This is a genomic window from Thermodesulfobacteriota bacterium, from assembly GCA_034189135.1.
Classification (GTDB): domain Bacteria; phylum Desulfobacterota; class Desulfobacteria; order Desulfobacterales; family JAUWMJ01; genus JAUWMJ01.
In genome coordinates, this window is sequence record JAXHVO010000065.1 from 1 (window position 1) to 18,063 (window position 18,063).

15 protein-coding genes are annotated in these 18,063 nt (G+C 43.3%); 9 read left to right on the forward strand and 6 right to left on the reverse strand.

Annotated features, from left to right (window positions below):
- The 9 genes from SWH54_09270 to SWH54_09310 all read left to right on the forward strand — a co-directional run.
- A partial coding sequence (locus SWH54_09270) for a WD40 repeat domain-containing protein (GenBank protein MDY6791444.1) occupies nucleotides 1–1,910 on the forward strand: 1,910 nt, incomplete at its 5' end.
- Nucleotides 1,911–2,070: 160 nt separating this feature from the next.
- Nucleotides 2,071–2,829, forward strand: a complete 759-nt coding sequence (locus SWH54_09275; protein ID MDY6791445.1) for a DNA adenine methylase — start codon at nucleotides 2,071–2,073, stop codon at nucleotides 2,827–2,829.
- Between the two features lie 240 nt (nucleotides 2,830–3,069).
- Nucleotides 3,070–4,119 carry a branched-chain amino acid ABC transporter permease gene (locus tag SWH54_09280; GenBank protein MDY6791446.1) on the forward strand — a complete coding sequence of 350 codons (1,050 nt, stop codon included), beginning with the start codon at nucleotides 3,070–3,072 and terminating at the stop codon, nucleotides 4,117–4,119.
- Nucleotides 4,120–4,379: 260 nt separating this feature from the next.
- Nucleotides 4,380–5,255 (forward strand): branched-chain amino acid ABC transporter permease, encoded by an 876-nt coding sequence (locus tag SWH54_09285; GenBank protein MDY6791447.1) that lies wholly within the window; start codon nucleotides 4,380–4,382, stop codon nucleotides 5,253–5,255.
- A 49-nt stretch (nucleotides 5,256–5,304) separates the two neighbouring features.
- A complete protein-coding gene (locus tag SWH54_09290) occupies nucleotides 5,305–6,495 on the forward strand; it encodes an ABC transporter substrate-binding protein (protein ID MDY6791448.1) in 1,191 nt (396 codons plus the stop codon).
- 171 nt (nucleotides 6,496–6,666) lie between these two features.
- On the forward strand, nucleotides 6,667–7,989 hold the full coding sequence (locus tag SWH54_09295; GenBank protein MDY6791449.1) for an IS4 family transposase: 1,323 nt from the start codon (nucleotides 6,667–6,669) through the stop codon (nucleotides 7,987–7,989).
- 227 nt (nucleotides 7,990–8,216) lie between these two features.
- Nucleotides 8,217–8,996 (forward strand): ABC transporter ATP-binding protein, encoded by a 780-nt coding sequence (locus SWH54_09300; GenBank protein ID MDY6791450.1) that lies wholly within the window; start codon nucleotides 8,217–8,219, stop codon nucleotides 8,994–8,996.
- Nucleotides 8,997–9,100: 104 nt separating this feature from the next.
- Entirely contained in the window at nucleotides 9,101–9,877 is a 777-nt protein-coding gene (locus SWH54_09305) for an ABC transporter ATP-binding protein (protein MDY6791451.1), read from the forward strand.
- Nucleotides 9,878–9,907: 30 nt separating this feature from the next.
- Nucleotides 9,908–11,707 carry a long-chain fatty acid--CoA ligase gene (locus SWH54_09310; protein MDY6791452.1) on the forward strand — a complete coding sequence of 600 codons (1,800 nt, stop codon included), beginning with the start codon at nucleotides 9,908–9,910 and terminating at the stop codon, nucleotides 11,705–11,707.
- Between the two features lie 313 nt (nucleotides 11,708–12,020).
- Here the strand turns inward: SWH54_09310 and SWH54_09315 are convergent, their stop codons facing one another.
- The 6 genes from SWH54_09315 to SWH54_09340 all read right to left on the reverse strand — a co-directional run bounded on the left by SWH54_09315 (nucleotide 12,021) and on the right by SWH54_09340 (nucleotide 17,485).
- A complete protein-coding gene (locus SWH54_09315; GenBank protein MDY6791453.1) occupies nucleotides 12,021–12,752 on the reverse strand; it encodes an energy-coupling factor ABC transporter ATP-binding protein in 732 nt (243 codons plus the stop codon).
- 86 nt (nucleotides 12,753–12,838) lie between these two features.
- Nucleotides 12,839–13,588: a cobalt ECF transporter T component CbiQ gene (cbiQ, locus tag SWH54_09320; GenBank protein MDY6791454.1), complete on the reverse strand. Its 750-nt coding sequence runs from the start codon at nucleotides 13,586–13,588 to the stop codon at nucleotides 12,839–12,841.
- A 259-nt stretch (nucleotides 13,589–13,847) separates the two neighbouring features.
- A complete protein-coding gene (locus SWH54_09325; GenBank protein ID MDY6791455.1) occupies nucleotides 13,848–14,453 on the reverse strand; it encodes a hypothetical protein in 606 nt (201 codons plus the stop codon).
- A 144-nt stretch (nucleotides 14,454–14,597) separates the two neighbouring features.
- Nucleotides 14,598–15,212, reverse strand: coding sequence for a cobalt transporter CbiM (gene cbiM / locus SWH54_09330; GenBank protein MDY6791456.1), 615 nt, complete (start codon nucleotides 15,210–15,212; stop codon nucleotides 14,598–14,600).
- Between the two features lie 227 nt (nucleotides 15,213–15,439).
- Nucleotides 15,440–16,219 carry a DUF4198 domain-containing protein gene (locus SWH54_09335; protein MDY6791457.1) on the reverse strand — a complete coding sequence of 260 codons (780 nt, stop codon included), beginning with the start codon at nucleotides 16,217–16,219 and terminating at the stop codon, nucleotides 15,440–15,442.
- 216 nt (nucleotides 16,220–16,435) lie between these two features.
- The gene (locus SWH54_09340) at nucleotides 16,436–17,485 is read right to left on the reverse strand and encodes an LbtU family siderophore porin (GenBank protein ID MDY6791458.1); all 1,050 of its coding nucleotides are present in this window, start codon (nucleotides 17,483–17,485) and stop codon (nucleotides 16,436–16,438) included.
- Between the last annotated feature and the right edge of the window lie 578 nt (nucleotides 17,486–18,063).

Genomic DNA, 18,063 nt, shown 5'->3' on the forward strand with positions numbered 1-18,063 from the left:
TATCCGTGGCACATAGAAACTCTCCTTATGTCACCATTTACAATACCAGCGACTGGAGCAAGGTCACTAACCCATCTACACTGCCAACAGGCGTCGGTCAAAATGTCGATTTTAATCATGATGGTTCGCAGATGGCTGTGGCTCATGAAAGTTCACCCTATATCACCTTTTATAAAACATCAAACTGGAGCAAGGTCACTGATCCTGCCACATTGCCTCCCGCCGCTGCCTGGGACGTCGCTTTCAACCATGATGGGTCGCTGGTGGCGGTAGCGCACAATACTACGCCATTCATAACCATTTACGACGATTCTTTACCCTGGCCTGATTTTGCGGCGTCCGTATTGATCGGCAAAACCGGCGACTGGAGCAAGTTAGCCGATCCGACCACTTTACCTGCCGGTGCCTGGAGAACAGCCTTTAATCATGACGGCTCATTAATGGCCGTGGCTCATGAGATATCTCCCTACATCACTATTTATAACACCAGTGATTGGAGCAAGGTCGCCAATCCGTCCACTTTGCCGACCGGCGGTGCCTACGGTGTGAGTTTCAATCATGACGGCTCATTGATGGCCGTGGCTCATGGTACTTCTCCTTACATCACTATTTATAACACCAGCGATTGGAGCAAGGTCGCCAATCCGTCCACTTTGCCGACCGGTAATGGGTTGAGCGTCGCTTTTAATCATGACGACTCGTTGATGGCCGTGGCACACTTTAATTCTCCCTACATTACCATTTACAACACATCAGACTGGAGCAAGGTCACCAACCCTGCCACATTGCCGACAGGGAATGGTTGGGGTTGTGATTTTAATCATGACGGCTCATTACTGGCCGTGGCGCATGATACTTCTCCCTATCTCACTGTTTATAATACCAGCGACTGGAGTAAGGTCACTATTTCCTCATCGCCGACCGGTCCGGGAAAAGATGCGGCTTTCAATCATGACGGCTCATTACTGGCGGTGGCGCATGATACTTATCCTTATGTCACCATCTACAACACCAGCAACTGGACCAAGGTCACAAATCCTTCCACCTTGCCAACTTCTGTTGCTTACGCAGTATCATTCAACCGTGACGGCTCGTTGCTGACTGTGGCTCATGCGGGATCTCCTTATGCAACTATTTATAACACGAACGATTGGAGCAAGGTTACCGATCCCGCCACATTGCCCACCGGGACCGCGAGGGGCGCGGCCTTCAATCATGACGGCTCATTGCTGGCTTTGGGTCATAATGCGACCCCTCATATTACTGTCTATGTCCCGATTCAGTATTCCAAAGGCCATAAAGACGAATACCGGATTTCAAAGGGAACTGGACGCTGGGCTACGAATTTTACCCCGTCCGAAAAGCCGTATCCGAACGCAGATCCAGGTGGCGGCATGACGGCCAATTTTACCGTGGAGAAATCCATCGAGGCCAACCGGATCGACCAGGGCTGGCCGCTGCTCAAATATACCAATCGAATAAATATCATAAACAGCCTCTCGGCCCGGTATGCCAGAGCCTGGTCCGGCCATATTGATGAGGTTGAATCGGATCGGGCGCTAGTTAAGTCTTCAGACAGTGTCAGCATTGCCAAATACGGCACACTGACCGGCCCTCAGCGGGTGTATTACTATATTATTGACGAGGCCCAGGCCCAGATGGTGCTCGATCAGGAAATTAAGGACCTGGCAGAGGCACGCGTGATCGTTGAATATGACGGCGGTTTTTATCTGACGGATCTAAAGCGGAGCGACTTGATTACGTTCACCTTTGAGTCTGGAGACGCGTTGGACCGGATGCTCCTTGGCATGGTGACATCCGATAACCATGCTTTTCGTATCATCGATAAGACAGTTCGCCCAGACGGCACTATCCAGCTGCAGGTAGTTTTTTTTGAAACATTATCATAACCAGGAATAAATAAGTTAGGACCGCCCCGGTGGAAGCAGCCACTTCCCCGGAGCGAATGGCTGCGCATGACAACCAGACATCTACAATAGACGGCCCTGTGCCCGGACCCGAGCAGAAATATTATAGCACGCCGTCTGATAGGCTCTCAAGGAGGAAATAATGAACAGCCCATTCGCTTATATCGGAGGAAAATCGCAACTATCGAAAACCATCATCAGTATGATCCCGGATCACAAAGCCTATTGTGAAGTTTTTGCCGGGGCGGCTTGGGTGTTTTTCAGGAAAGATACATCAAAATATGAGGTTATTAATGACTTGGACAGCGATCTGATCACCTTTTACCGGGTGCTGCAGAACCATCTGGAGGAATTTTTAAAACAGTTCAAATGGCTCCTGGCATCGAGAGAATGGTTCGAGGACTGGAAGCGCCAGCAGGCGGCCGGAGGGCTGACCGATATCCAGCGCGCCGCCAGATACTATTATCTGCAGCGCATGTGCTTCGGCGGCAGGGTGCTCAACAGAACGTTCGGTACCGCTCAATTACGCAGGCCGAGGGTTAACCTGTTACGCATCGAGGAGGAGCTTTCCGAGGTCCACCTGAGGCTTACCCATGTAACCATTGAAAATCTTCCCTGGCAGGAGTTCATCAGCCGTTATGACAGAGCCGAGACATTCTTTTATCTCGACCCGCCATATTACAAACTGCCATATTACGAGCACAATTTAGAACTGAAAGACTTTAAAGAGATGGCCAGTGTTTTGTCCGGGATCAAAAGCAGATTTATATTAAGCCTCAACGATCATCCAGACATCAGAAAGACTTTTAAAAGATTTAAGATAAAGCCCGTTGAACTAAAATACTCGGTGGCTGTGGGGAAAAGGAGGAAAGCAAAGGAGCTGATCATCAGCAACGATTAACGCCGATATCAGCCGTTTTTAAATGATTTTATTACCTGTCGATTCAGACCCCTCGAATCGAACAGGTTTTTTGCGCTCTAAATTTAGCAACTTACAATTTTCTGAGTTTATTTGCAAAAAGTTCTGAGTTTACGTGCAAATTTACACCCAATCTGGAAGAATCTAAAATGATTGACACAGGCGGCAAAAGGGTTTACAAAAAATTGTCATCCGCAGTTAGCATATACCGGAGTATTTTTTATGGACATGAAAAGGGATTATTATGAGGACGTACAGCTGTTTTCTTCGGGTGTAATCGTTTTCTGGTTTGCAGTCCTCATTGCCTTCCTCGCTTTATATCCGTTCCTATTTAAAAATTACTATGTTTATTTAGCCAATTATATTGCCATTAATATTATTGTTGTCATCGGCCTGAATATTCTGGTGGGTTATACCGGGCAGATTTCTCTTGGACATGCCGGTTTTTTTTGCATCGGCGCCTATGGTACCATTATCTTAATGACCAAAGTGCATCTTCCTTTTTTGCTGGCATTGCCTGCGGCGGCGTTGGTGGCCGCCTTTTTTGGTTTTCTACTGGGTCTTCCCGCACTGCGTCTGGAGGGACCCTACCTTGCCATTGCCACTCTCGGTTTTGGACTCACCATCACACAAGTTATCGGCAGAATGGAGATTTTCGGAGGCAGACAGGGGCTTCATGCCCCTGAACTGATTATCGGCCCCTGGCACTTAAGCTCCGACAGGGACTTCTATTATCTTTTAATTACAATTACAGTACTACTTACGATTGCGGCACGTAATCTGATAAAGACCAAAATCGGGCGGGCATTTATTGCCATAAGGGATGCTGATATTGCAGCGGAAACCATGGGTGTCAACCTGGTATTGTATAAGACCCTATCGTTTGCCGTGAGTGCGTTTTATGCAGGAATAGCCGGTGGTTTATATGCCTTTGTGCTGCGTTTTATTGAACCGGAAATTTTTACCCTGATGATGTCCATTATGTTTCTTGCCATGGTGGTGGTTGGCGGCTTGGGCTCAATAATGGGCTCTATTACCGGTGCTGTTTTATTGAGCTGGCTCGATTTACAGCTGCGCAATATATTAAACATTCCCTACATCGGGGATTGGCTGGAAGCCTTATCTAAAAGTTATTTTTCCATTACAGGGGTTTCCAACATCCAGCTCATTGTGTTCGGCTTGATTATGATTTTGATTATGTTGTTTGAGCCTCTTGGTATCTTCGGGATTTGGATTCGAACGAAGAAGTATTGGAAAACCTGGCCGTTTTAGATGAGCGTCACTTCGTGACTTGATGATCAGTCCTTCGGGCTTTGAGGAGCAGTCCTAAAAAGTTAACAATTGACAATTAACCGTTCACAATTCATAATTAATTGTCAATTGCGAATTGTTAATTGCCAATTGTGAATTAGCAGCGAAGCGTTCATCAAGATCGAAGGCCGCTCTTCAAGCAAAGCGCTCTTCAAACGTAGTGCTCCTCAAGCGAAGCAGTCATTCAGCGAAGCCCTCGGCCTTTAGGGGTAATTTGATTTATGATTGATTTTCTCCAGGTGATTGTCAGCGGGATTGCAGTGGGAAGCTCCTACGCATTAATGGGCCTTGCCATGGTGATCATTTATAAGACCTCCGAGGTTCCTAATTTTGCCCAGGGGGAAATGGCTCTGATTTCTTCATTCCTTACTTATATGGTTCTTGAATTTCATGGGTTTCCTTATTATATTGCTTTCCCGGGAGCGATGATATTTTCTGTAATATTAGGGTGTTTTCTCGAGTTTGCGATACTTAGAAGAGCGAAAGAACCCAATATTCTTGGTATGATCATCATTACCATCGGTATTGAGATGGTTCTGATGGGGTTTGTCTCTTGGAAGTTTGGGGCGGATCCCAAGACTATGCCCTTTCCCGTTTCTCCTTATGAAAGCATCATGCTGGGAGGCGTATATATCAGTATGCTGGAGGTACTCACCCTGGCCATGGCTCTGCTTTTGATGGTCGTTCTTTTTATTTTTTTCAGGTTTGCCAAAATAGGAGTTGCCATAAAAGCGACTCAGCAGAACGAGATGGCTGCGCGCCTGATGGGGATACGGACCAATCGGGTTATGATGATTACATGGGGGATATCTTCCCTTGTTGGCTGTATTGCGGGGTTGCTCATCTCACCGGTTACCATGCAGCCATATATGATGTGGGACCCCATGCTCAAAGGGTTTGCCGCAGCTGTTATGGGTGGGATGACCTCCTTACCCGGTGCGGTAGTTAGTGCCTATCTTCTCGGTATAATAGAAAATTTGTTTGGCATCTACGTATCCATTGAGTTTAAATCAGTTGTTGCATTTGCCATTATTGTTCTGGTTCTTTGTATCAAACCAAGTGGATTATTTGCCCGTCATTATGTGAAAAAGGTATAGATTTGAATTTTCACCAATTTATCAACATTTACTGAAAAGGAGGGAAACAATGGTCAAAAAAGGTCTAGGATTATTCTTGGTAGTAGCAGTCATGCTTTTTGGGTTGGCTTTTGGAGCCATGGCAGAAGAAGGTGTGACGGATACCGAGATTCATATCGGCCAGTGGGGCCCGCAAACCGGGCCGGCAGCGCCTTGGGGTGCAGTTGCCCGCGGCACAGGTGTTTATTTTGATATGATCAATGCAGAAGGCGGCATTCACGGACGCAAGATTGTGTATCACATGTTTGATGATGGCTATAATCCTGCCAAGACAAAAGCAGGGGTTAAACAACTCCAGGAAGGAAAAGGGATGTTTGGATGGGCGTCAGGCGTAGGTACTTCTACGGGTCTTGCTGTAAAAGACTACCTGATGGAGCGCAAGATACCATGGGTGGGTCCTGCTGCGGGCTCTATGCATTGGATCACTCCCCCTCAAAGATACCTCTTCGGGGTATATCCCTTGTATTATATCGAAGCCAAGGCCCTTTGCCGGTATGCAATCGATCAAATGGGCAAAAAGCGGATCGCCATTGCTTATCAAAATGACGATTATGGAAAAAATGGACTGAAAGGTGCTATTGATGAGCTGGCCACCCGTAAAATGAAGCTTGTGGCAAAAATACCCATTGAACTAAAAGATACCGATATGAGACCCCATGTGATGAAACTTCGCCAGTCAAAGGCGGACATGGTTCTTTTATGGGGCAGTCCTGTTCATGCCGTTCGAATTGTTGGAACAGCAGCAGCGATGAAGTTTGCCCCTCAATGGATGAGCACAAGTACCTGTTCCGATTTTCCCCTGATGTACAAAATCAGCAAGGGTCTGTGGAAAGGCGTCATTACTGCCGCCTTTTCTGAGATGCCGGATTCCGACCTTCCTTTAATGAAACAATACAAAAAAGCATATGATAAATTTGCCGCAAAGGGTGAAAGATGGGGCGTTTTCTTTTACGCAGGCTTTGTTTTTGTGGAGCCAATGGTAGAGGCCATAAAACGATCCGGCAGGGATTTGACCCGCGAACGCTTTGTAAAAGAGATGGAAGGTTTGAAAAACTTTCAAGGAACTTCCGGAAAAATCAGCTACAAGGCTTTTGACCCCAACGATCCGTCCTGCAGGCAGGGCCAGAACCAGACCTATCTGATTCAATGCCAGGAAGGGGCAAAGGCTAAAAAATTAACCAAGTGGATGACGATTAACTAGGATTGGTTAACCCGTGTTACGGGTTGCGAGTCAATGTCATTAACTTAAGCACAAAAAAGCAAATAAAACTTGTAATTATATATAGTTATGATATACTACCAGCCAACATTAAATACAATTCAATCTTGTGAAAGGAGAAAAAAATGTCAGAAAATATTCAAAATACAGGCAATGTTGGCATGGATACTGCTTTCCAATTTGTGTGCCAATCTCATTAACTATCTGAAAGAAATCATCTTTTCTCACGAATTTCTTGCCCGTCATAAAAACTCCCCAGAAGCCTTCACCAGAAAACGAAAACTCCCCTTTCATACGCTGCTTTTCTTTCTGATGAATCTTGTTAAAGGCTCATATCAGGATGAGCTTGATAAATATTTTCAAGCTATCCACAGCTTTAAAGTCGCAAAACGCATTGTATCGAAGGTCGCACTATCAAAAGCCCGAATGAAGCTTGGATATTCTGCTTTTATTGAACTCAACCGACATTTGGCTGATTATTTCTACCGAAAATTTAAACCCCTCACATGGCATGGTTTTAACCTTCTGGCAGTTGACGGCACTACATTTCGTTTGCCGCGTATAAAAGAAATCGCTGAACATTTTGGTGCCTGGAACCCCAGAAATGGTGGCGAGTGCCCAATGGCCAGAGGGTCTCAATTGTTTGATCCTCTTAATAAAATCTCCATTGATGCTATCATAAGCCCAAAAGAGATCGGCGAACGAGAACTCGCTGCACATCATTTCTTAAATTTGCTCCCTGAAGATCTGGTCTTGCTTGACAGGGGATACCCGGCTTACTGGCTTTTTAATCTTATTCTGTCTCTGGATGCTAATTTCTGTGCCAGAATTTCATATAAAAAATGGAAAATTATCCGAAAGTTCTATAACTCCGGGAAAACAGATAAAATCATATCTTTGCCGGCCCCAGGGACATCTATCAGGCAATGCCGCGAGATGGGTCTGGATATCCTGCCACTGAAACTGAGACTCATCCGTGTTGAGCTGGATACGGGGATCACAGAAGTGCTCATTACATCCTTGATCGATAAAGATTCATATCCAGCAGAAATATTTATGGAATTGTACCATAAAAGATGGCCTGTTGAAGAAGATTATAAAACCATGAAATGCTGGCTTGAAGTAGAAAACTTTGCCGGCAAGTCTGTCTTATCCGTATATCAGGATTTCTATGCAAAAGTATTTTCAAAGAACTTGACATCCGTTCTGGCATTTCCGACACGGGAAATAATAGAGCAAAACAGCAGAACCTGTAAACATCCTCGCCAGATCAACTTTACTCAGGCGTTATCAAGAATCAAAAACGTTATCGTGCTGTTATTCAATCACATAGGAGAGAGTGTCACCGATATAATTTCTGATCTTCATGAAATATCTATTAGAACAACTGAACCGATAAGACCAGGTAGAAAATTTCCACGAAACCATAAAAGTATGCGGAGATTATTTTACCTGAATTATAAACCTATCAGCTAAAGTTAATGACATTGGGTTGCGAGTTACGAGTGATGAAATGAATTCCATCTAATTTTAAATGGTAAAAATGTTAATATTCCTTATTTGTTTCGTCCTTTGTTCTTCGTTCCTCGATTTTTTTTAACCCGCAATCCGTGACACACAACTCGCAACGTGTGGCCTTTACCATGGTAACCCTTACAGGGGTAATCAAGGCAGAGCCCTCTGGACCCGGATCTTTACTGCTTATGTCATTTTTTAAAATAAACAACCTGTCTATCTCTTTTATGGGATTGAAAGCCTTAAGTGATATTTCCTTTGATATGCAAAAGGGCACTATATTTTCAATCATCGGCCCAAATGGGGCAGGAAAGACAACGCTGTTTAACTGTATCAACGGAATCTATAAACCGGATCAAGGCCAAATTTTTTTTAAAGGAAAAAATATTCAAAGAAAAAAGCCCCATCAGATTGCCAAACTTGGAATTGCCCGTACATTTCAGAATATCGAGCTTTTCGCTAACATGAACACCATGGAAAATATAATGCTGGGTCGCCATTTATTTATGAAAACAGGCCTTTTCCGTGGCGCACTCCTGTGGGGAAAACGTTCCTTTGCCGGGAAAGAAGAAATGACTCACCGGAGGAAAGTGGAAGAAATTATCGATCTTCTAGACTTGCAGTCCAACAGAAATAAGCTGGTGGGAGGCCTTCCATACGGTGTTCAGAAACTGATTGAACTGGGAAGAGCATTGGCGCTGGAACCTGAGTTATTGCTTCTGGATGAGCCATGCGCGGGAATGAATGCAGAGGAAAAGCAGGATATTATTTTCTGGATAAAGGATATTCAGGATGAAATGGGGATATCCATTTTACTGATAGAACACGATATGACCATGGTTATGGATGTGTCAGATCGTATTCTGGCCATTAACTTTGGGTGTTCGATTACCGAAGGAACTCCAAAAGAAGTGCAACAACATCCCGAAGTATTAAAAGCCTATCTTGGAGAGAACGAAACAGTCTAAGTAACCGTTCACGGGTTCAAAGGTTCAGGGGTTCAAGGTTGAATTCTTGTCCCTAACCCTGAACGTTGAACCCTGAACCTTTGAACGGTTATCAATCTAAATTTATGGGCACAATTCTTGAGATAAAAAATATCGAAACCTATTATGATCTGATCTATGCCATTCGCGGTGCGTCCCTGTCGATTGAAGAAGGGACCATCACCGCTATCCTGGGTAATAACGGAGCGGGCAAATCAACCATTTTAAAGACGGTGATGGGTTTGATTGAAGACCAGCCGGATAAAGGCACCATTGAGTATATGGGTAAACGCATCGATGGCATGGATACTGAAAAAATTGTCCGCCGAGGAATTTCTTATGTACCGGAAGGGCGGGAAGTTTTTGAAGAACTTACCGTAAAAGAAAACCTGGCAATGGGTGCTTATATCCGCAAAGATCACGGGAAAATCAACGATGACATTGAGCGAATTTTTATTTATTTTCCTATACTTAAGGATCGCATAAATCAATGGGCGGGGACCCTTTCTGGAGGTGAACAGCAGATGCTTGCCATCGGCCGTGCCCTGATGAGTCGTCCCAAGCTTCTTTTTTTAGATGAGCCTTCACTGGGTCTTTCACCTATTCTGGTTCAGGAGATTTTTGAAATTATTAAAAGCATTAATAAAGAAGGGGTTACCATTTTGCTGGTCGAGCAAAATGCACGTATGGCTTTGTCTATTTCACAGGTTGGCCTTATTATAGAAAACGGCAGGTTTGTGATGAAAGGCGAAGCCAGCGAGCTGATGGAAGATAAAGATGTTAAGGAATTTTATATGGGAGTTCGTTCCGAAGCTTCGGCCAAAGGATATCAGCGCTGGAAACGAAAAAAAGCCTGGAGGTAAAAGAGCGGGTATTTACAGGTGAATAATAAAGTGATTTCAGAAACGGTTCCGCAGGTATTTAAAGAAGCTGTTTTAAAATATGCCGACCGGGTGGCCATGCGCAAAAAGGATTATGGCCTCTGGCATGACATCTCATGGAACGACTATTATTATAATGTCAAGTGTGTAGGATCTGCGCTCATATCAATGGGTCTTGAAAAGGGTGACCGGGTTTGCATCATCGGTGATAATTGCCCGGAGTGGATATTTGCCAGCATGGGCATTCAATGTTCCGGGGGTGCGGCCACAGGAATATATGCCACAAATGCATGGCCGCAGGTGGAATATGTAGTAAATCATTCAGAGTCCGAATTTCTCTTTGCCGAAAATGAGGAGCAGCTCGACAAATGGCTGATGTTTAAAGATAAGGCTCCCATGTTAAAAAAGGTAATCGTGTGGGATACAGAAGGCCTCAGACAGTTTCAGGATCCTGCTGTGATGACTTTTGATGAATTGATCAAAGTCGGCCTTAAGGCTGATAAAGAAAACCCCGGGCTATTTGAATTACGGATGAAAGAAGTGATGCCGGATGATGTTTCGGTGCTTATTTATACATCCGGTACAACAGGCCCACCCAAAGGAGCCATGCTGACGCACGGCAACCTGGTCTGGATGGGACGAGCTATTACAACGGACAACCCGATGTATGATACGGATGAAATAATGTCCTTTCTGCCCCTGTGTCATATTTTTGAACAACTCTTTTCCATTCTGGGGCATATTACAAACTGCCATACGGTCAATTTCATTGAGAGCCTGGACACGATAACGGATAATATGATTGAGATTTCACCCACGGTGGAACATGGGGTGCCGCGTATATGGGAAAAATACCATTCTGCCATCACCATAAAGATGTCGGATGCCACCTGGTTTAAACGGCTTGCATTCAACACCGCCCTGAAAATCGGAAAGAAAAGGGCCGACTTGAGAATGAATTTTAAAAAGGTGCCGGTTTATCTTAAATTACTATACCAGTTTACATACTTTACCGTTTTCAGAAAGCTTAAAGAGAGGATGGGCTTTGACCGGCTTCGGGTGGCTATTTCCGGTGCGGCGCCTATTTCTCCTGATGTTCTGCATTTTTTCCAATCCATAGGGGTAAACCTGATTGAAGGTTACGGGCAAACCGAAGGAACAGGCGTAACGTCGGTTTCCCGGCCTGACAGGGTGAAGTTCGGTACCGTCGGACCACCTCTTACAGGAGTGGAAATAAAAATTGCCGGTGATGGTGAGATACTGGTGAAGTCTCCAGGGGTGTTTAAAGGTTATTTTAAAAATTCTGAGGCAACGGATGAAACTCTGAAAGACGGGTGGTTATATACCGGTGATGTGGGTGAAATTGACGAAGATGGGTATCTGAAAATCACCGACCGCAAAAAAGATATCATTGTTACCGCCGGCGGAAAGAATATCACTCCTCAGTACATAGAGAATAAACTGAAGGCAAGTATTTATATCAATGATGCGGTGGTGATCGGCGACCGGAGGAAGTTTCTTTCATGCCTGATTATGATTGACGAAGATAACGTGGTCAAATACGCTCAGGATCATAAAGTACAATTTTCAACCTATAAGGATCTGACTCAAGATCCGGTGATAAACAAATTGATTCAAAAAGAAGTGGATGCGGTGAATGAAACCCTTGCCCGGGTGGAAAACATCAGAAAATTTACCATCCTGCCTAAAAAGCTCTACGAGGAAGACGGGGAAGTGACCCCCACCATGAAGGTAAAGCGAAAGTTCGTTAATGACGCCTTCAGTGATTTGATTGAAAGCATGTATGGATAATATTTAACCCGCCCTTTTTTTTCTTTTCACCACGGATTTTCACGGAAATTTCACAGATATAAAAAAATCAGCAATAATTATCTGACTACTGGCTTATATATGTGTTTTTCAAGGGTTATGAAAACTCGGTCGAAATTGGTAATGAAACAATTTGAACATCGAATAAGGGTGTCCTACGCTCTATTAGGTTATTAAATTGAAACACCGAAGGTGTACAGTCATTGGATGTTCAACGTTGGATGTTCGATGTTGGACGTTCATTTTTTATTTCTTTCGTGAGCCATTGACGCAACTTCGTGGCAAAGCTTTTCAATCAATGATGTTTATGCGGGATCCGGCCCAATTGGTGCGCATGCTCATGTTTGTGCACATAAATCTGGTCATCTAAAACAATCTTACCATCTTTCATGGTGTAAATTTGTTTGGTGGTGGCCGCCAGGAAATCGATTTCATGGGATATTAATATATAGGAAAGGTCTAAATTGGGTAGAATATCAATAAGTTTCAACCTGGTTTCCGCATCAAGGCCTGTCAGCGGTTCGTCGAGAAGCAAAACTTGCGGTTTCATGGATAGAACGGTGGCAAGGGAAACCAGCCGCTTTTCACCTCCGGACAGTTTGTAGGTTATCCGGTCCTCAAATTCGGCAAGACCCAGAGATTCCAATGTTTTTCTTGAAATTTCTATGGCCTCTTCTTTGGACTTACCCACATTCAAAGGGCCGAAGGCAACATCCTCTAAAACCGTGGGACAAAAAAGTTGATCATCCGCATCCTGAAAAAGGAGCCCTATCTTCCCGCGAATGTTTGAAAAATCATCTTCGCTGCAAGCAGGTTGACCGAAAATTTCCATTTTTCCGGAAGATGGTTTTATAAGCCCCATGATAATATGGAAAAAGGTGGTTTTCCCGCTTCCATTGGGTGCAATCAACCCTGAACGATCTCCGGGAAAAAATTTAAAATCAAGTCCATCGATGACAAGGGGCCCTCCCGTATAGCCGAAAGTAATGTTTTCAAGATTTATTATGGGATGGCTATTTTCATTCATTTTATGTTGCTTTCACCTGCTGCCCCGTCGGCCCGGCAGGTCCTAGTTGGATCCTTCTGTGTTTTGGTGACCGTGTGGCCGAACTTTTACACGATTTCCAGAAAAAGCAATACGGTTAACAAAATTGTCATGACAGTTGAAAAATGCCAGCTTAAACGGGTGGATGAAAATTTATATAGACTGTAAAATTTTCCTTTGAATCCCCGACACATCATTGCCTGATGGACGCGCTGAGCTCTGGCTGAAGCCCGCACAAAAATTATTCCAATAAGATATGCATATGTTTTGTAAGTATGTATGTTTGTGCCGGGTTTGAAACCACGAATTTTTATGGCCCTTACCAGCCGTTGGTATTCATTTTCAATAACAAAAATATATCGGACAGTCATTAGAAAAAGAAAAACAAGTTTTTGCGGAATCCTCAGGCGACTTAAAGTATGACCCATGGTAACCAGAGACATGGAAGAAAGCAAAGCCATAACTGCCAGTAAAATGGCATTCGATTTTAAGGTGATCTGAGCAGAAAGGATAATACCGGGCCTGGTGATGGCCAAAGGCCCCATATTGAAAACAGACTCGCCACTGTAAGTAAAAGGTAGTATCAACCAGATTAAAAGAATCAATCCGTTCACCACGGCGAGCCTTTTGGCAACAGCGTAAAGGCTTAGCCCGGAAAGGCAAACCATTAAAAGTGATACAAAGACAGCGGTAAAAAGAGCGGGAAACCGGTATGACAGGGCGACGATAAAACAATAAGCGATGGCAAAAACGCCTCTTGTCGTTGGGCTGACCTGATTAATTCTCGCTTTTTCTGCAACAAACGGTTCACTGATCATGTTTGGGAGTGTCCTTTCAGGACTTTAGGAGCGGCCTGCGGCCTAAAGTCTGGCCCCTTGTACACACTTGATACTGGGGCATTTCTGGGGATTCTTGTAACCGCCCCAAAGCATTGAATATCGAATATCGAACAAGGAACCGCAGAATTACGAAGGATTCACTTCGACATTCGATATTCCTTGTTCGATATTCTGCGGTTCAAAAAGTAAATATAAAACAAATAGTTACCATAACCACGGGGTCATTTAGCAAAGCGCTCTATCCCTTCTTCCGTCGATAATGAAAATAAGCACCGACTCCCATAAGGCCAAGTATATAGCCGATACCGCCAAGGATTTCGCTGATAGTCGGGCCGCGGTTCGTCGATTTTCTGAGCATTTTAATAACCGGTTTCAGTTTTTTATCCAGGGCTTTTTCAACCGCCTGCTCGATTTCGTTTGAAATGAGCTCCGGTGATAATTCGGGTGGCGATGGCTCTTGCTGCATCTTTTCAGCCGATTTCAAGGATTTTTTATCAGCCAGGTCCTGTATTTCATCATGCGGAATCGTCCATTCTGCCCGATGCCCCATACCTGCCATAAGAGCAATCTTTAATGTTGTTTTTTTCGGAATTGTAAAGGAAAATTCTCCTTTATCATCTGTTTTCCCTTCAAGGAGGCTGTTTCCATTTAAATCGAAAACTAAAATTTTTCCGCCCTTAACCTTTTTTCCCCCGCTGAACTTGCTTTGGGTGAACACCTTGTCTCCTTCCACCCACCCAAATATCATGACTTTATGGGCATATGCATTGTCGGTTACACCCAAAAGAATTATAAGAAAAAGGGAAAATCCCCCAAAAACATTTCTTAAAATATGTTTGTTCATTTTTAAAATCCGAATTTGCTACAGTCTCATCAGTTAAAATATTTTTTCATGAAATAATTATTTGCCACTGATTTTCACTGAGATTTCATAGAAATTGAAAACAAAATGTCAGTGAATTTCCGTGCAATTCCGTGGTAAATTTTTTCAATTGCCCCACTGTGAAAACCCCGGCAGCATAGAAGGTTGAACCTTTTTGATAAAAAATATGAAAAAAGCGGTAATAATCCCTTCAATGATCATGATGGGAAAATGGGCAAGCACCACCAGGCCTGAAATCTCCAGAAAATTTTCATCTGTGGTCATCAATGCCAGACCCACTAAAACGGCACTGAAGAAAACAGAGAAAAAACCGCAGGCAAAAGCACCGGTGTATGCGATTGCAGGTTGTTTAAGAAGCATGGATCTAAACATATAATAACAAAGAATCGACGGCATTGCCATAGTCATTGTATTTACTCCCAGCGATGTAATCCCGCCAAACTGAAATAAAACCGCCTGAAGCAGAAGTGCAACCAAAATGGCCGGGAAAGCCGCCCATCCCAAAAGAAGCCCTACGATGCCGTTTAAAATAAGATGAACATTGGAAGGGCCCACCGGAACATGAATCAGTGATGCTATAAAAAATGAAGCAGACAGGATACTTACATGGGCAATGCGGTCATAATCCAGCTTTTTCAACCCGATGGTCATACCGGCCGCAGCAAGCACCCCGCCTGAAATAAGAACAGATCCTGATAAAACACCTTCAGAAATATGCATGATAATATTCTACCACATTAAAAATTATCCTTTGGGCCTGGTTAGAGACAAACGGCTATATCGGATTGATTAAGCCTTGTTACGAGTTACCTGTTGCGAGTTGCAAGTTGTTAATGGGAAATATTCCTTTTTTATAACCCGCACCCCGTAACCCACAACGGGTGGCGTTTACGAGGTGACCGCTTAAAGGGGTGATCAAGCCATGGCTCTTAGGGCTTTGATATTGGCTAGTCCTTCCAGTGGTGAAACTTAACCCAGATCACTGCGCCGAGTTCTACGCCCTTTTTTTCGCCGGACTTAAGTTTTAGTTCATAATCGGCTTCATTTAACGCTGCAAAACCCCACCATCCTGCTTTAGGTGCGGCATATGTAAAGACACCGTTTTTATCCGCCTTGACAGTCTGTGTGACCATATAGTCGGTGGGGGCTTTTGCTTTTCCGTCTTTGTTGTAGTATTCAACCTCTACCTCAGCATAAGGAACCGCTTTCCCGTCCAGTTTGACTATTCCCTGAAAAATATTGCCGGCATAAAGTCCAAAAGGCTTTGAAAGAGGAACTATTTCGGTTTTCAAGCCGATTTCTTCATCCCAGCCCTCGTCATCTCCGAAAGCCGTAACAACCGTCTTGGTGTAATGGATAATGAAGCAGTCTTCAGCAGGTTCCCAGTACGGTTTTGGCTCCATATAAAACATATAGACGCCGGGTCTTTTGACTTTGTAGTTTGTTGCCCACGATGTATGGCCCATAACCTTTGTTTTTTTAAGGCTGCCTAAAAGGTTCTTATTTTTGCCGTTGGCATTTACGGAAAAAACTTTTGGCTTAACAAGTTCCATGCCATGGCCTTCAAAAGGATGAGAAAAAGAAAGCTTAATATTAACTGTTTTATTTTCTTGCTGCATAACCATGGAATCTGAAGGAATCACCATGCCGAAATGGGCGGAAGCTGTATTTGCACCAAAAAAAATGAGAGTTGATAAAGATATAATCGAAATAATATTTTTGTACATAATTACCTCCCCTATTAAATTAAAAAACCACGACGTGCTGTTTTGCAAAGGTCTCGAACCTTCGTGGCTTTTATAGATTTTTATGATTTATGTTGTTATATTATTTGAAATTACAAATTAAATCAATGCGAAAATTGCTTAAATTCACAAGCGGATTATTGCCTTTACTATCCTATGTTTCAAGATCAACAACCCTGATTAATTCGGATCTAAATATTAAAACTCTATTGCAAGCTGCGCTGTAACAATATCGATTTCGTCATTATTTTTAAATTCACCATGGAGATACTCAAGACCAAGTGATGTATTTTCAAAGAGACCATATGTAACTGCACCACCGTATCGCTTTTCAGGCAGAAAATCACCGCCATCATCACTTGCCTCATAACGCACTGCAATTTCAAGATCATCAACAACCCCGACAGCCAGTTCAGCATACCATGTGGATGGCTTGAATTTTCGCCCGCCGTCAAAAGACAATTCACCGGCTGCAAACTCATCAGCGGCTGTCAGGTATTCAGCGTTAAAGAAAAACCTGTCTAAAGCAGAAATTGATATAAATGCACTATACCCTGCAACATAGTCGTTGATAGTCACCGGTCCGGCTTCGATATCTTCCTGCAAAGAATCGCTGTCTCCAATGTTTGATATGTAGGAGGCTCCGGCTGATAAACCAAAACCTGAAATAGTGTTTTCCGGGAGTGTAAATACTGCATTGGCAACATAGCTTTCTATTTTATCATCCTCTCCGGCTTCATCAATATCTCCGTTGAAAACACCGGCGGAAATGCCTACCCAGTCGGTTGCAAAGCCAGCAACAACAGCACTTTCTCTTGTTTCGCCCAATTCCAGAGTGATCGGGTCGCTGATCATGTGGCTTTCAAAATTCCCAAAAGGCACATACATTTGTCCTGCGTTCAGGTAAAGAGGTACCACATCCTCACCATTAATTGAGATAACGGCTTCATCCACCTCAAGGTCCGTATCATCCTCTTCATACAAAAAGAGAATATGACCTGAAACGTGTTTTACAATGTCAGCATCGATTCCGACTTCAACAGTTGCAACCACAATATCACTCGAATCTTCGTCTTTGGTTGCAGGGTCATTATAATCGATCTTTTCAAAACCTGCCTCAACCTCGATAGCACCGCTTAAAGTAATATTTTCGAACCATTTTCCTATAGGCTCATCGCATATGGCCGGCCCGGAAACCATAAAAACTGTAATAAGCAGCGATAAGGTAACAACAAATAATCTTTTCATCTCTTTTTTTCTCCTTTCTGATTTTTTGGAAATTAATTAATCAACCTTAATAAGGCTCCATAAGTATCATTAAAAAACCACCTCCTTTTTAATAAAAAAAAGCCACGAAACCGTCTTACCTCTGTTCATGAGGAAGAAAGCCTTCGTGGCTTTTTAAAATATTTTTGTTAATTTAAACTAAAAGCTATGGGTTGCTTTCAAGCAACAATCATTTATTATTTACTCAAGTTTCGAACCCTTCCATTTATTCAAAGCTTTAGACGGTAAGGGCTAAAATAAATTTTATATCGAAATATGCTACCTGTGATTTTAACGACGGCGCCAATCAATAAATATAAAATTGATGCCTTATACCCTTTTAAATCCAATATGTTTTATCTTCTTTGCGGCTGATATTATTGTATTTCGCACAAAGCGCCGGTTACAAAATATAAGCAAATGATTTCGATTTAAAAATTTATTTTTACCCTCACCGTCCTGACCCCTGGAGGAAATCAGGAGTGCGAAATTTGAGTTATTTAATTTATCAATCTTAATAAGGCTCCATAAGTATCATTAAAAAACCACCTCCTTTTTAA

Coding starts and splice junctions, on each gene's coding strand:
- SWH54_09315 (MDY6791453.1), bottom strand. CDS start 12,752: ATGAATGAAAATAGCCATCCCATAATAAATCTTGAAAACATTACTTTC.
- SWH54_09275 (MDY6791445.1), top strand. CDS start 2,071: ATGAACAGCCCATTCGCTTATATCGGAGGAAAATCGCAACTATCGAAA.
- SWH54_09300 (MDY6791450.1), top strand. CDS start 8,217: ATGTCATTTTTTAAAATAAACAACCTGTCTATCTCTTTTATGGGATTG.
- SWH54_09305 (MDY6791451.1), top strand. CDS start 9,101: ATGGGCACAATTCTTGAGATAAAAAATATCGAAACCTATTATGATCTG.
- SWH54_09290 (MDY6791448.1), top strand. CDS start 5,305: ATGGTCAAAAAAGGTCTAGGATTATTCTTGGTAGTAGCAGTCATGCTT.
- SWH54_09285 (MDY6791447.1), top strand. CDS start 4,380: ATGATTGATTTTCTCCAGGTGATTGTCAGCGGGATTGCAGTGGGAAGC.
- SWH54_09325 (MDY6791455.1), bottom strand. CDS start 14,453: ATGAACAAACATATTTTAAGAAATGTTTTTGGGGGATTTTCCCTTTTT.
- cbiM (MDY6791456.1), bottom strand. CDS start 15,212: ATGCATATTTCTGAAGGTGTTTTATCAGGATCTGTTCTTATTTCAGGC.
- SWH54_09295 (MDY6791449.1), top strand. CDS start 6,667: ATGTTGGCATGGATACTGCTTTCCAATTTGTGTGCCAATCTCATTAAC.
- cbiQ (MDY6791454.1), bottom strand. CDS start 13,588: ATGATCAGTGAACCGTTTGTTGCAGAAAAAGCGAGAATTAATCAGGTC.
- SWH54_09340 (MDY6791458.1), bottom strand. CDS start 17,485: ATGAAAAGATTATTTGTTGTTACCTTATCGCTGCTTATTACAGTTTTT.
- SWH54_09335 (MDY6791457.1), bottom strand. CDS start 16,219: ATGTACAAAAATATTATTTCGATTATATCTTTATCAACTCTCATTTTT.
- SWH54_09280 (MDY6791446.1), top strand. CDS start 3,070: ATGGACATGAAAAGGGATTATTATGAGGACGTACAGCTGTTTTCTTCG.